Origin of the sequence: Streptomyces sp. NPDC014889, assembly GCF_043081205.1 — a bacterium.
Classification (GTDB): Bacteria; Actinomycetota; Actinomycetes; order Streptomycetales; family Streptomycetaceae; genus Streptomyces.
Map to the genome: position 1 here is coordinate 625,354 of NZ_JBIBWH010000001.1, position 11,679 is coordinate 637,032.

Below are 11,679 nucleotides of genomic sequence, written 5' to 3' on the forward strand. Positions count from 1 at the left end.
CCTGTCCGGGCACCGGAGCCGCAGCGGTCAGCCCTCGACGCGGGGTGCGTACGTGCCGAAGCTCCAGATGTTGCCCTCGACGTCCCGGGCCATGTAGTCGCGGGAGCCGTAGTCCTGGTCGGTCGGGGGCATCAGAATCTCCGCGCCGTGGTCCGCAGCGCGCCGGTGGTGGGCGTCCACGTCGTCCACCACGACGTACACCCCCGCGGGGCCCGCGCCGCGCATCGCCTCGTCGAAGCGGCCGCCGCGGCCCCTCGAGCCCAGCATCACCGCCCCGTTGCCCTGCACCAGCTCGGCGTGGTGCACGAGGCCGTCCTCACCCTCGTACACCGCGAGCTCCGTGAAGCCGAACGCCTCCGTCAGCTGCTTGACGGCCGCCTTGGCGTCCGCGTACAGCAGCGTCGGGTAGATGCTCGGGCGTTCGCCGGCCGTGTCCGCCATGCCGATCACTTCCTTGTGAGTCGGTTCGCACCGAGGAGTCCGGTGCGCCGCCCAGTCTGGCACCGGCCACTGACAACGCCCCGGCGCGAACACACCCGGAAAAGCGCTTGCCCAGCCCCGTTAGAATGTCCCGCATGGCCATTCTCCTCGTGCATTAGACGGCGGGTACGTCCTCAGCCGCCCACCCGCCTCCCCTCCCCCGAGCTCTGCGAGCAGGGGGCACCCCAGCCCTGGAGTCTGTCCGTGATCTCCGCCTCCGGCATCGAGCTGCGCGCCGGTGCCCGCGTCCTCATCGAGTCCGCCACCTTCCGCGTCGCCAAGGGCGACCGCATCGGCCTGGTCGGCCGCAACGGCGCCGGCAAGACCACCCTCACCAAGGTCCTGGCCGGCGAGGGCATCCCCGCCGCAGGCACCGTCACCCGGTCCGGTGAGGTCGGCTACCTCCCGCAGGACCCCCGCACCGGCGACCTCGACGTGCTCGCCCGCGACCGCGTCCTGTCCGCGCGCGGCTTGGACACCCTGATCCGCAAGATGCGCGACAACGAGCAGCGCATCGCCACCGGCAAGGGCTCCACCCGCGAGAAGGCGCTCAAGCAGTACGAGCGCCAGGAGACCGAGTTCCTCACCAAGGGCGGGTACGCCGCCGAGGCCGAGGCCGCCACCATCGCCGCCGCGCTCAACCTGCCCGACCGGGTGCTCGGCCAGCCCCTGCACACCCTCTCCGGCGGTCAGCGCCGCCGCATCGAGCTGGCCCGGATCCTGTTCTCCGACGCCGACACCCTGCTCCTCGACGAGCCCACCAACCACCTCGACGCCGACTCGATCATCTGGCTGCGCGACTACCTGAAGACCTACCGCGGCGGCTTCATCGTCATCTCCCACGACGTCGACCTGGTCGAGACGGTCGTCAACAAGGTGTTCTACCTGGACGCCAACCGAGCCCAGATCGACGTCTACAACATGGGCTGGAAGCTCTACCAGCAGCAGCGCGAGGCCGACGAGAAGCGCCGCAAGCGGGAGCGGGCCAACGCCGAGAAGAAGGCCGCCGCGCTCAACGCGCAGGCCGACAAGATGCGCGCCAAGGCCACCAAGACGGTCGCCGCGCAGAACATGGCCCGCCGCGCGGACAAGCTGCTCAGCGGCCTGGAGGCGGTCCGCCAGTCCGACAAGGTCGCCAAGCTCCGCTTCCCGGATCCGGCGCCCTGCGGCAGGACGCCGCTGACCGCCGAGGGCCTGTCGAAGTCGTACGGCTCCCTGGAGATCTTCACCGACGTCGACCTGGCCATCGACAAGGGCTCCCGCGTCGTCATCCTCGGCCTGAACGGCGCGGGCAAGACCACGCTGCTGCGCCTGCTGGGCGGGGTGGAGCAGCCCGACACCGGCCGGGTCGTCGAGGGCCACGGCCTCAAGCTCGGCTACTACGCCCAGGAGCACGAGACCCTGGACCCGGACCGCACGGTGCTGGAGAACATGCGCTCGGCCGCTCCCGACATGGACCTCGTCGAGGTCCGCAAGGTGCTGGGCTCGTTCCTGTTCTCCGGCGACGACGTCGACAAGCCGGCCGGGGTCCTCTCCGGCGGCGAGAAGACCCGCCTGGCACTGGCGACCCTGGTCGTCTCCTCCGCCAACGTCCTGCTGCTCGACGAGCCCACCAACAACCTCGACCCGGCCAGCCGCGAGGAGATCCTCGGCGCGCTGCGCACCTACAAGGGGGCCGTCGTCCTCGTCACGCACGACGAGGGCGCGGTCGAGGCGCTGCAACCGGAGCGGATCATCCTGCTGCCCGACGGCGTCGAGGACCTGTGGGGCGCGGACTACGCGGACCTCGTCGCCCTCGCTTGACCGAACAGGCGATCAACGGCGTATGGATCATTCGGCCCATTGGTGATCCACCATCTGTGTGAGATCTCCTCGTATCGAGGTGTGTCCTCCACCGATTTACCGGCCGAGCCCTTATGTGCCAAGGGCTCGGCCGTCGTGCGTCGCTGACCAGGTACTTCGCGGAAGAACCCGATCGGCGGTACGGACGCCGAGGCGCGGAATGACGAATTCCGCTTGTGGGGATGTGCTCCTGTCGTCACGGGTGGGTCTCACGGACCTTGCCGAATGGGTGGCCATCGGGCCCCGGAGGGGTGATCATGAGGGGACCAGAGCGCACTTCCCATGAGGAGGCACGGGTGGCCGAGACTCTGAAGAAGGGCAGCCGGGTGACCGGCGCCGCGCGCGACAAGCTCGCGGCAGACCTGAAGAAGAAGTACGACGCCGGTGCGAGCATTCGGGCGTTGGCCGAGGAAACCGGCCGCTCGTATGGCTTCGTTCATCGGATGCTCAGCGAGTCGGGTGTCACGCTCCGTGGGCGTGGCGGGGCGACGCGGGGCAAGAAGGCCCCGTCGGCCTGAAACGGCGGGCGGCCCATCGGCTTTCGATGGTGACCACCCGGTCGGTTCTCCGATCGGCCGGGTGGTTACTGTGCAGTCACTTATGATGCCGCAGGGCATCCATGATGACCGCACCCGTCGGAGGCGCACGATGGTCCCGCCCGAGCACGACCTCGACCCGGTACTCGACAAGGACGGCGTACGGCTCACCGTCGACGACTCGATCGCCACGGTGACGCTGACCAACCCGGCCAAGCGCAACGCGCAGAGCCCGGCTCTGTGGCGGGCGCTGACCGAGGCAGGCCGGCTGCTGCCGGGCTCCGTCCGCGTCGTGCTGCTGCGCGGTGAGGGCAAGTCCTTCTCCGCGGGGCTCGACCGGCAGGCGTTCACGCCCGAGGGGTTCGACGGCGAGCCGTCGTTCCTCGACCTGGCGCGCGGTTCCGACGCCGAGCTGGACGCGACCATCGCCGAGTACCAGGAGGCGTTCACCTGGTGGCGGCGCAACGACATCGTGTCCGTCGCCGCGGTCCAGGGCCACGCCATCGGGGCGGGCTTCCAGCTCGCACTGGCCTGTGATCTGCGCGTCGTCGCGGACGACGTGCAGTTCGCCATGCGCGAGACCAGTCTCGGACTGGTCCCGGACCTCGCCGGCACGCATCCGCTGGTGGGGCTCGTCGGCCATGCCCGCGCGCTGGAGATCTGCCTCACCGGCCGGTACGTGGGCGCCGCCGAGGCGGTGAACACCGGGCTGGCGAACCTCGCCGTGCCCGCGGACCAGCTCGACGCGACCGTACGGGACCTGGCCGCGGCGCTCCTGGCGGCGCCCCGCGACGCCGTGGTCGAGACCAAGGCGCTGCTGCGCGGTGCCCGGGAACGGTCGTACGAGGAGCAGCGCGCCGCCGAACGCGAGGCGCAGGCCCGGCGCCTGCGCGACCTCGCCGGCACGGGCGACTGACGGTGGCGCCGCACCGGGCGCGCGATCCTGCCCCTCCGCCTACCGTGGTTCGGGACGGCGACCGAAAGGACGTACGGCGATGGCCATGGAACAGGACCGGACGAGGGCCCCCGAGGGCGAGCCCGAGGTTCCGGAGACCACCGCGACCCGCAGGGCGCAGGCGACCCGGCGCGGACTGGGAGACCCCGCCACCCGGGGGCGGACCACCATCGCCGACGGGGTCGTGGAGAAGATCGCCGGGATGGCCGCGCGCGACGTGGTCGGGGTCAGCGCCATGGGCAGCGGGTTCTCCCGGACCTTCGGGGCCGTGCGCGACCGTGTCCCGGGCGGCGCGAAGTCCGTGACCCGGGGGGTGAAGGCCGAGGTCGGCGAGGTACAGACCGCGCTCGACCTGGAGATCGTCGTCGACTACGGCGTGTCGATCACCGACGTGGCGCGGGCGGTCCGGGAGAACGTCATCGCGTCGGTGGAGCGGATGACCGGTCTTGAGGTCGTCGAGGTCAACATCGCCGTCAGCGATGTGCAGTTGCCGGAGGAAGAGGAGGAGGAGATCGAGCCGCGCATCCAGTGACCCACTCGCCACCACGGTGGCGAGGGACCGATGACGGGGGCGACCTGAGGACGGCCCGGCGACGGCCGAGGAGTTGAGGAGCGCGCAATGAGCATGGCCGTGGCCGGCATGATCGCCGGTATGGCGCTGGGCTTCGCCGGGTACTTCGGCGGCTTCCCAGCCTTCCTGCTGGTGGCGGCGCTGGGCGCCGTCGGCTTCGTCGTCGGCCGGTTCCTGGAGGGGGACCTGGAACTCGGTGACTTCTTCCGCCCCCGCGACCGCCGGAGGTGATCCGCGGTGAACGGTGGGAACGGCGGGCCGGGCGCCACCCCGGTCGACCTGCTGCCCGGCGAGCGCGGCGCGACGACCATCGACGACCGCGTCGTCGCCAAGATCGCGGCCCGCGCGGCCCGCGAGGCGCTCGGCGCCCTGCCGCCGGACGCCGCGCCACCGCAGGCCACGGTGGTGGTGCGCCACGACGTCGCCCGCGTCCGGATCGTCCTCGACCTCCCCTACCCGAGCGACATCGGCGCCTGCTGCGGTGCGGTGCGTCGCCAAGTGGTCGAGCGGGTAGGCGCGTTGGTGGGAATGCAGGTGCCGGAGGTCGCGGTCCGGGTGGAACGGCTGCACCTGGCACCCGCGTACGGCACGGCACAGGGGAGGACGCGATGAGCGAGCCCCAGGGCTCCGAGGGCACCACACAACGCCTGCCGGTCATCGAGAAGGACGACACACTCGGGTGGCCCGCCGCCCCCGACACCGACGGCTCCCCGCCCGTCCAGGACGGCGCGGACGGCCGCGGCGGCCGGTTCTGGTCGGTGCGGCGGGTGCCCGCGGGCATCGTCGCCCTGCTGCTCCTGATCGCCGCGGGCGCCTTCCTGTACGACATCGCGGCCGTCCGCGCCGGCCGGCCCGGACTGCGCTGGCGCCGGGAACTGGCCCGGCAACTGGCCGCACGGCCGCTGGACGACACCTGGGTCCTCGTCGGCGCGGGCGTCACTGCGGTCCTCGGCCTGTGGCTGCTCGTACTGGCGGCCACTCCGGGACTGCGCCGCCTGCTGCCCATGCGGCGCGGCCATCCCGACGTACGGGCCGGGCTCCACCGGGACGCCGCAGCGCTGGTGCTGCGCGACCGGGCCATGGAGATCGCCGGGGTGCGCTCGGCACGCGTACGGCTGCGCCGCCGCAGGGCCGACGTCCGCGCGGTCGCGCACTTCCGGGCACTGGAGGAGGTGCGCGCCGATCTGGACACCGTGCTCGCCGAGGCGGTCGCGGGGCTGGGCCTGACCCGGCCGCCCGCCCTGTCGGTGCGGGTCGCACGGCCCGGGCGGAAGGGGTGAGGACATGCTCAGGATCGTCAACCGGGTGCTGACCGGTCTCGTCGGTCTCGTGCTGCTGGTGGTGGGCGGGTCGGTGCTCGCCGTGGGGACGGGCGTACGGCCGCCCTCGTGGTGGATCCACCGCGGCCGGCACGAGGTCCTGCTGAGCGCCGCGGAGCGGACGCGGTGGCGGGAGGCCGGCTGGTGGTGGCCCGCCGTCCTCGCCGCCCTGGCCGTCCTGGTGCTGCTGGCCCTGTGGTGGCTGGCCGCGGTGGTGCGCCGGCGGCGGCTCGGCGAGGTGATCGTCGACACCGGGGACGGCGAGACGGCCCTGCTCCGGGGCCGGGCCCTGGAGGACGTCCTGGCCGCGGACGCCGAGCAGCCGGACGGTGTCGCCCGCGCCCGGGTCCGTCTGACCGGCCGCCGCGGCGCCCCCAGGACCCAGGTGCAGCTCCTGCTGGAACCCCACGTGAACCCGGGAACGGCCCTGGACCACCTCACCGGCCATGCCCTCAGCCACGCCCGCGCCTCCGCCCGCCTCGCCGCCCTTCCGGCGGAGGTGCGGCTGCGGGCGGTCGGGCACCGCGCGGAACGAGTGAGCTGACCCCGGAGCGGGCCCCGGTGTCGTGCCGCGCTCAGAAACCGTGCCGGGCTCCGCCGTCCACGGGCAGCATCACACCGGTGACGTAGGACGCCGCGGGCGACAGCAGGAACGCGGCCGCCCGGCCGAACTCCTCCGGTGTGCCGTACCTGCGCAGCGGCACCCGCGACTCGGCGGCGGTCCGTGTCGCCTCCGGGTCCGCGGACAGCGCGTCCAGCTCGCGCACGCGGTCCGTGTCGATACGGCCCGGCAGCACACCCACGACCCGGATGCCCCGCGGGCCCAGCTCGTCCGCGAGGGACTTGGCGAACCCGGCCAGGCCCGGCCGCAGCCCGTTGGAGATGGTCAGCCCGGGGATCGGCTCGTACACCGATCCGGACAGCACGAACCCGACGACCCCGCCCGGCTCCAGCTCGGCCGCCGCCGCGCGGGCGAGCCGCACCGCGCCGAGGAACACCGACTCGAACGCGGCCTGCCACTGTTCGTCGGTGTTGTCGGCCACGAAGCCCGCCGGCGGTCCGCCGACGCTCACGAGCACGCCGTGGAAGCCGCCGAAGTGCTCCCGCGCCGCCGCGATCAGCCGCGCCGGCGCGTCGGCGTCCGCGTTGTCCACGGCCACCCCGACGGCATTCGGCCCCAGCTCGGCCGCCGCGGCGGCGACCCGTTCGCCGTCCCGCCCGGTGACGACCACCTTCGCGCCGTCGGCGACCAGCTCGCGCGCGGTGGCGTTGCCCAGTCCCCGCGTGGAGCCGGTGACGACGTACACCCGGTCCTTCAGTCCAAGATCCATGGCCCCCATCCTGCCCGGTCGCTCCGGCACGGGGCGAGGCCGGCGGGGACGTCCCCGCTACACGGCGGCGGGCTCCGCCTCCGGCGCCGCTTCCTTCGCCGCCGCCTGCGCGCGCTCACGCGCCTCGCGGCGCAGCAGGACCACCCAGCCGACCGGGACGCCCGCCGTGAACAGCCACCACTGGATGGCGTACGCCAGGTGCGGGCCGATGTCGCTGTGCTCCGGGTCGGGCAGCAGCTGCGGGCTGCCGCCCCGCGGCGCGGGCGAGGTCAGCTGGATGTAGCCGCCGAGGACCTGCTTCCCCAGCCGCTCGGCCTGCTGCGTGCTGCTGATCAGCATCACCTGGCGGTCGGGCAGGCCCTTGACGTCCTTGATGCCGCTCGCCGCGGTCGTCTCGTCGGGCATCAGCCGGCCGGTGACGGTGATCTCTCCGCGCGGGGGCGCCGGGATCTCCGGGAACGCCGTCTGCGAGGCGTCCGTGGGGACCCAGCCCCGGTTGACCAGGAGGACCTTGCCGTCGTCGAGGACGAAGGGGGTCAGCACGTGGTAGCCGATGTCGCCGTCGGCGTTGGTGCGGCGGCGCACGACCTCCTCGTCCGCGGTGTCGAAGTGCCCCTTGGCGGTGACCCTGTGGTACAGGTCGGCCTGGTTCACCGTGGTGCCGGGCGAGGTCAGCGACTCGGCCGGCACCGGCCGCGCGGCCAGCGACTCGGTGATGACCTGGTTCAGCGCGACCTTGTGCTCATGGCGGTGCAACTGCCAGAAACCCAGCCGGATCATCGTCGGGATCAGCGCGATCGCGAGGATGGTGAGGATCACCCACTGGCGGGTCAACAGGAAGCGGTACACCCCACGACGGTACCTCCGCGGCCGTGGGGTGTTTTCGGCAGGGGTGTCCTCAAACGCGGTCGACGATTCCGGCCCTCCCCTCGGCGCGGGCGCAGTGCGCGCCGCAGTACCAGTGCCCGTCGACCTCGACGCCCTGACCGATGATCTGGACACGGCAGTGCTCGCAGATCGGTGCCATGCGGTGGATCGCGCAGGCGAAGCAGTCGAAGACGTGCACCGAGCCCTGGGCGTGCACCTCGAAGGTCATTCCGTAGTCATTGCCGCATACTTCACATCTCGCCATGCGCCACAGGGTGAGCCGTGGCCGCGGCGCGGGCGAGCGGACCGTGGGCGAGTCGCCCGGCAATCACCCGTACGCCCGTCAGCGGCTCTCCGCCGGTTCCACGTCCCTGAGCAACTGCCCGAACGCCGCCTCGTCCACCACCGGAGTGCCGTACTGGCGGGCTTTGACCACCTTCGACGTGCCCGAGTCCGGGTCGTTCGTGACCAGCAGGCTGGTCAGCCGGGACAGGCTGGCGGACACGTGCAGCCCGGCCTCGGTGGCCCGGTCCTCCAGCAGTTCGCGCTCGGTGGAGGTGTCGCCGGAGAAGGCCACCCGCATGCCCTGTTTGAGGCGCCTGCCGTCCTCGTAGCGGCCCGGGTTGGGGTACGGGCACGCGGGCCGCTTGCGCGAGGGGCGCCAACTGCCCGCGCGGTAGCCGCCGTAGCCGCCCGACTGCTGCCGGGGCACCGGCCGGTCCGACCACTCCGTCAGCGGTCTGCACTCCAGCAGCGGCAGCCGCACCCCGCCCGCCGCCGCGGCCCGCAGGCTCGGCCGGAAGGCCTCGGCCAGCACGCGCGCGTCGTCCAGCGCGTGGTGCGCGCGCTGCTGCACGACGCCGAAGTGCGCCGCGAGCGACTCCAGCTTGTGGTTGGGCAGGGGCAGCGCCAGCTCCTTGGCGAGCGCGATGGTGCACAGCCGCTGCCGCACCGGAGCCTCGCGCTCCGCGCGCGCGTACTCCCGTGCGATCATCTGCCAGTCGAACACCGCGTTGTGCGCGACGAGCACCCGGTCCGCCAGCCGCTCGGCGAACTCCTCGGCGATGTCGGCGAACAGCGGCGCCCCCTCCAGGGCCTCGCTCGTCAGCCCGTGGATCCACACCGGGCCCGGGTCACGCTCGGGGTTGACCGTCGTGTACCAGTGGTCCTCGACCTCGCCGCGCGCGTCCAGCCGGTAGACCGCCGCGGAGATGATGCGGTCGTCGCGGGCCAGGCCGGTGGTCTCCACGTCAACGACCGCGTATCCCTTCGGATACGCGGCCGGCCACGGTGTGGGGGGCAACCCTGCGAGCGTGCGGTCTTCGAGCATGGTCACTGAGGATACGGGCCGCGGCCGGCAGCCTGGCCCCCCGGGCGTCCCGCGGAGCCGGCGAACGGCCTCCGGGAGGAGCACGGGTGTGCCTTACGGGACATCAGGACCTCGCGGGGACAGGACGGATGAACCGTGCGATCCTCCGTCCTGTGACGGAACCAACGCATGACGAGCCGCACGGCGGCGCGCTCGGCACGCGGCTCAACTGGCTGCGGGCGGCCGTGCTCGGCGCCAACGACGGCATCGTGTCCACCGCGGGACTCGTCGTCGGTGTGGCCGGTGCGACGGACTCCCGCCCGGCCCTGCTGACCGCGGGCCTGGCCGGTCTGCTCGCCGGATCGATGTCGATGGCGGCGGGGGAGTACGTGTCGGTGTCGACCCAGCGGGACTCGGAGATGGCCGCGCTGGCCGTGGAACGACGTGAGCTGCGCGAGCAGCCCGAGGCGGAGCTGGGGGAGCTGACCGATCTGCTCCGGGCGCGCGGGCTCTCGCACGACGTGGCCAGGGAGGCGGCGGAGCAGCTCACCGAGCGGGACGCGCTGCGGGCGCACGCGAGCGTGGAGCTCGGCATCAACCCCGACGAGCTGACCAACCCGTGGCACGCGGCCGGGGCGAGCTTCCTGGCGTTCACGGTGGGGGCGCTGCTTCCCCTGCTGGCGATCGTGCTGCCGCCGGCGGCCTGGCGGTTGGGCGTCACCGTGCTGTCCGTCCTGGCCGCCCTCGTGCTGACCGGCTGGAGCAGTGCCCGGCTGGGAGCGGCCGCGCCCGGCGGGGCGGTGCTGCGGAACGTGGCCGGCGGGGCGCTGGCCATGGGGGTGACCTATGTGGCGGGCACCCTGCTCGGCGCGGTGGGGGTCTGAAGTCCCCTGCGGGTTCGCTCACCAGCGGATCGGCAGGGGCAGCGCCGTCAGCAGTCCCGACACCGCGACGACCGCGGCGAGGGCGGCGACCTCGGCCCGCGCGGGGGCGCACGCGGTCAGCGGGTCGGGTGCCCGGCGCAGCCGGGTCCGGGCCCACAGGGCGAGCAGGGCGACACCGGCCACGAGGACCGCCTTGGCGAGCAGGGTGCGGCCGTAGGCCGTCGCCGTGAGCTGGTGCAGCACCGTGTCCGCCGGCATCCGGCGCAGCGTGCTGCACACACCCGTCGTGGTCACCCCGGCGAGCGCGACGGCCGCCACGCGCGCGTAGCGGCCGAGCAGGGCGGCGCCCGCCGCGGTCCCGCGCCACAGCCGCAGCGTGCGCAGCACCTGCAGCAGACCGCCCACCCATAGAGCGCCGCAGACCAGGTGCACGACGGTCAGCGCGGAGCCGGCGAGCGGGGTGCTCTCGGTCCCGGGGTGCGCGCGCAGGGCCTCGGCCACGACCACCGCGGTGAGCGGCCACAACTGTGTCGCCGGGCGCCGGGAGAGCGCGCACAGGCCGGTGACGAGGAACGCGTTGACCTCCAGCAGGGCCAATGCCCCGTCGCGGGTCCGGTGCAGGCCGCCCACGTCGATCTCGGCGGGGCTGTGCGGCACCAGGTTGCCGTTGGCCACCACGGAGGCGAGGCCCAGTGCGGCGAGGAAACCGGCGGTGGCCGCGTAGAGGGCCCGGCTGCGCGGACGTCCGGCAGGGGCCCCGGGTACGCCGTCGGCGAGCCGGTTCACGAACAACTCGCCCACGGGGACGCAGAGGGCCGCGAACAGCACCGTCCGCAGGACCGCTGTGCCGCCGACGCCGGGTGCCGCCGCCTCTCCGGTGCCGTGCAGGGCGGCGGACGGACCCAGCAGGGGTATGAGCGCGGCGAGCGCCACCAGGACGAGGACGGCGACGGCACGGACCGTCGCTCCGCGCCGCCCGGTCGCGCGCGCTTCCCCCGTCCCGGCGGCCGGTCGTATGAGCGTCACCCAAGGATCCTCACCAACCACCCCGAAAGGGGCAAGCGCGCACGACCAAGTGGGGGAGCACGATTCCGCCCACGCCGTCATGGCGTGCGCCGTCCCAGCCGGCACCGTGCGCCCCACCCAGGAGGCTTCGCGGCCCGTCCCGGACGACCTCGCGCGGCCACCTCCCCGGCGTCACACGCCGTCAGGTGCCCTCGGGCCCGCGCGCCATGCCCGTCACGCCCGGGGCACGGCATACCCGCGCGGGCCCAGCCCCCGCCGAGCGCGGTCACGTTCAGCGGGGGGCGTCCGTGCCTCAGGGCCCTGGTGGCTGGGGCGAGTCGGGCGGGGCGTGGGTGCGGGCGGCGGGCCGGTGCGGCGTGGGTGGCTGGTTCTGCCGGCTGGTGGGCCGGACCGTGGGTGGGCGGTCGGACGCCGAACCCCGCGCGGCGTTCGCGCGCCCGTGTCGCCGGGCGCGGTCACGTTCGGCGGGGGGCGTCCGTGCCTCAGGGCCCTGGTGGCTGGGGCGAGTCGGGCGGGGCGTGGGTGCGGGCGGCGGGCCGGTGCGGCGTGGGTGGCTGGT

15 protein-coding genes are annotated in these 11,679 nt (G+C 73.6%); 9 read left to right on the top strand and 6 right to left on the bottom strand.

Annotated elements, in window-relative coordinates:
• Positions 1-27 precede the first annotated feature (27 nt).
• The gene (locus ACF09J_RS02825; RefSeq protein WP_392303569.1) at positions 28-441 is read right to left on the bottom strand and encodes a VOC family protein; all 414 of its coding nucleotides are present in this window, start codon (positions 439-441) and stop codon (positions 28-30) included.
• A gap of 243 nt (positions 442-684) precedes the next feature.
• Between ACF09J_RS02825 and ACF09J_RS02830 the strand changes: the two genes are divergently transcribed.
• From ACF09J_RS02830 to amaP, 8 genes are all read left to right on the top strand, one after another.
• Complete coding sequence (locus ACF09J_RS02830; RefSeq protein ID WP_392303570.1) at positions 685-2,283, top strand: ABC-F family ATP-binding cassette domain-containing protein; 1,599 nt, start codon at positions 685-687, stop codon at positions 2,281-2,283.
• Between the two features lie 335 nt (positions 2,284-2,618).
• Positions 2,619-2,840: a helix-turn-helix domain-containing protein gene (locus ACF09J_RS02835; RefSeq protein ID WP_029385158.1), complete on the top strand. Its 222-nt coding sequence runs from the start codon at positions 2,619-2,621 to the stop codon at positions 2,838-2,840.
• A 130-nt stretch (positions 2,841-2,970) separates the two neighbouring features.
• A complete protein-coding gene (locus tag ACF09J_RS02840; protein ID WP_392303571.1) occupies positions 2,971-3,774 on the top strand; it encodes an enoyl-CoA hydratase/isomerase family protein in 804 nt (267 codons plus the stop codon).
• 79 nt (positions 3,775-3,853) lie between these two features.
• Complete coding sequence (locus ACF09J_RS02845; protein ID WP_392303572.1) at positions 3,854-4,345, top strand: Asp23/Gls24 family envelope stress response protein; 492 nt, start codon at positions 3,854-3,856, stop codon at positions 4,343-4,345.
• Positions 4,346-4,432: 87 nt separating this feature from the next.
• Positions 4,433-4,615, top strand: a complete 183-nt coding sequence (locus tag ACF09J_RS02850; RefSeq protein ID WP_392303573.1) for a hypothetical protein — start codon at positions 4,433-4,435, stop codon at positions 4,613-4,615.
• Positions 4,616-4,621: 6 nt separating this feature from the next.
• Positions 4,622-4,996, top strand: coding sequence for a hypothetical protein (locus ACF09J_RS02855; RefSeq protein ID WP_392303574.1), 375 nt, complete (start codon positions 4,622-4,624; stop codon positions 4,994-4,996).
• The gene (locus tag ACF09J_RS02860; RefSeq protein ID WP_392303575.1) at positions 4,993-5,664 is read left to right on the top strand and encodes a DUF6286 domain-containing protein; all 672 of its coding nucleotides are present in this window, start codon (positions 4,993-4,995) and stop codon (positions 5,662-5,664) included. The genes ACF09J_RS02855 and ACF09J_RS02860 overlap by 4 nt, the downstream gene beginning before the upstream one ends.
• 4 nt (positions 5,665-5,668) lie before the next feature.
• Complete coding sequence (gene amaP / locus ACF09J_RS02865; RefSeq protein WP_392303576.1) at positions 5,669-6,247, top strand: alkaline shock response membrane anchor protein AmaP; 579 nt, start codon at positions 5,669-5,671, stop codon at positions 6,245-6,247.
• Positions 6,248-6,278: 31 nt separating this feature from the next.
• On the opposite strand, the gene ACF09J_RS02870 is transcribed toward amaP, so the two are convergent.
• The 4 genes from ACF09J_RS02870 to ACF09J_RS02885 all read right to left on the bottom strand — a co-directional run bounded on the left by ACF09J_RS02870 (position 6,279) and on the right by ACF09J_RS02885 (position 9,231).
• A complete protein-coding gene (locus ACF09J_RS02870) occupies positions 6,279-7,034 on the bottom strand; it encodes an SDR family oxidoreductase (RefSeq protein WP_392303577.1) in 756 nt (251 codons plus the stop codon).
• Between the two features lie 57 nt (positions 7,035-7,091).
• Positions 7,092-7,883: an SURF1 family protein gene (locus ACF09J_RS02875; protein WP_392303578.1), complete on the bottom strand. Its 792-nt coding sequence runs from the start codon at positions 7,881-7,883 to the stop codon at positions 7,092-7,094.
• A 49-nt stretch (positions 7,884-7,932) separates the two neighbouring features.
• A complete protein-coding gene (locus ACF09J_RS02880) occupies positions 7,933-8,166 on the bottom strand; it encodes a hypothetical protein (RefSeq protein WP_392303579.1) in 234 nt (77 codons plus the stop codon).
• Positions 8,167-8,244: 78 nt separating this feature from the next.
• Complete coding sequence (locus ACF09J_RS02885; protein WP_392303580.1) at positions 8,245-9,231, bottom strand: DEDDh family exonuclease; 987 nt, start codon at positions 9,229-9,231, stop codon at positions 8,245-8,247.
• Between the two features lie 152 nt (positions 9,232-9,383).
• Between ACF09J_RS02885 and ACF09J_RS02890 the strand changes: the two genes are divergently transcribed.
• Positions 9,384-10,094, top strand: a complete 711-nt coding sequence (locus ACF09J_RS02890) for a VIT family protein (protein ID WP_392303581.1) — start codon at positions 9,384-9,386, stop codon at positions 10,092-10,094.
• A gap of 18 nt (positions 10,095-10,112) precedes the next feature.
• On the opposite strand, the gene ACF09J_RS02895 is transcribed toward ACF09J_RS02890, so the two are convergent.
• The gene (locus tag ACF09J_RS02895; protein WP_392303582.1) at positions 10,113-11,120 is read right to left on the bottom strand and encodes a CopD family protein; all 1,008 of its coding nucleotides are present in this window, start codon (positions 11,118-11,120) and stop codon (positions 10,113-10,115) included.
• Between the last annotated feature and the right edge of the window lie 559 nt (positions 11,121-11,679).

Coding starts and splice junctions, on each gene's coding strand:
- ACF09J_RS02825 (WP_392303569.1), bottom strand. CDS start 441: ATGGCGGACACGGCCGGCGAACGCCCGAGCATCTACCCGACGCTGCTG.
- ACF09J_RS02840 (WP_392303571.1), top strand. CDS start 2,971: ATGGTCCCGCCCGAGCACGACCTCGACCCGGTACTCGACAAGGACGGC.
- ACF09J_RS02845 (WP_392303572.1), top strand. CDS start 3,854: ATGGCCATGGAACAGGACCGGACGAGGGCCCCCGAGGGCGAGCCCGAG.
- ACF09J_RS02850 (WP_392303573.1), top strand. CDS start 4,433: ATGAGCATGGCCGTGGCCGGCATGATCGCCGGTATGGCGCTGGGCTTC.
- ACF09J_RS02860 (WP_392303575.1), top strand. CDS start 4,993: ATGAGCGAGCCCCAGGGCTCCGAGGGCACCACACAACGCCTGCCGGTC.
- amaP (WP_392303576.1), top strand. CDS start 5,669: ATGCTCAGGATCGTCAACCGGGTGCTGACCGGTCTCGTCGGTCTCGTG.
- ACF09J_RS02870 (WP_392303577.1), bottom strand. CDS start 7,034: ATGGATCTTGGACTGAAGGACCGGGTGTACGTCGTCACCGGCTCCACG.
- ACF09J_RS02880 (WP_392303579.1), bottom strand. CDS start 8,166: ATGGCGAGATGTGAAGTATGCGGCAATGACTACGGAATGACCTTCGAG.
- ACF09J_RS02885 (WP_392303580.1), bottom strand. CDS start 9,231: ATGCTCGAAGACCGCACGCTCGCAGGGTTGCCCCCCACACCGTGGCCG.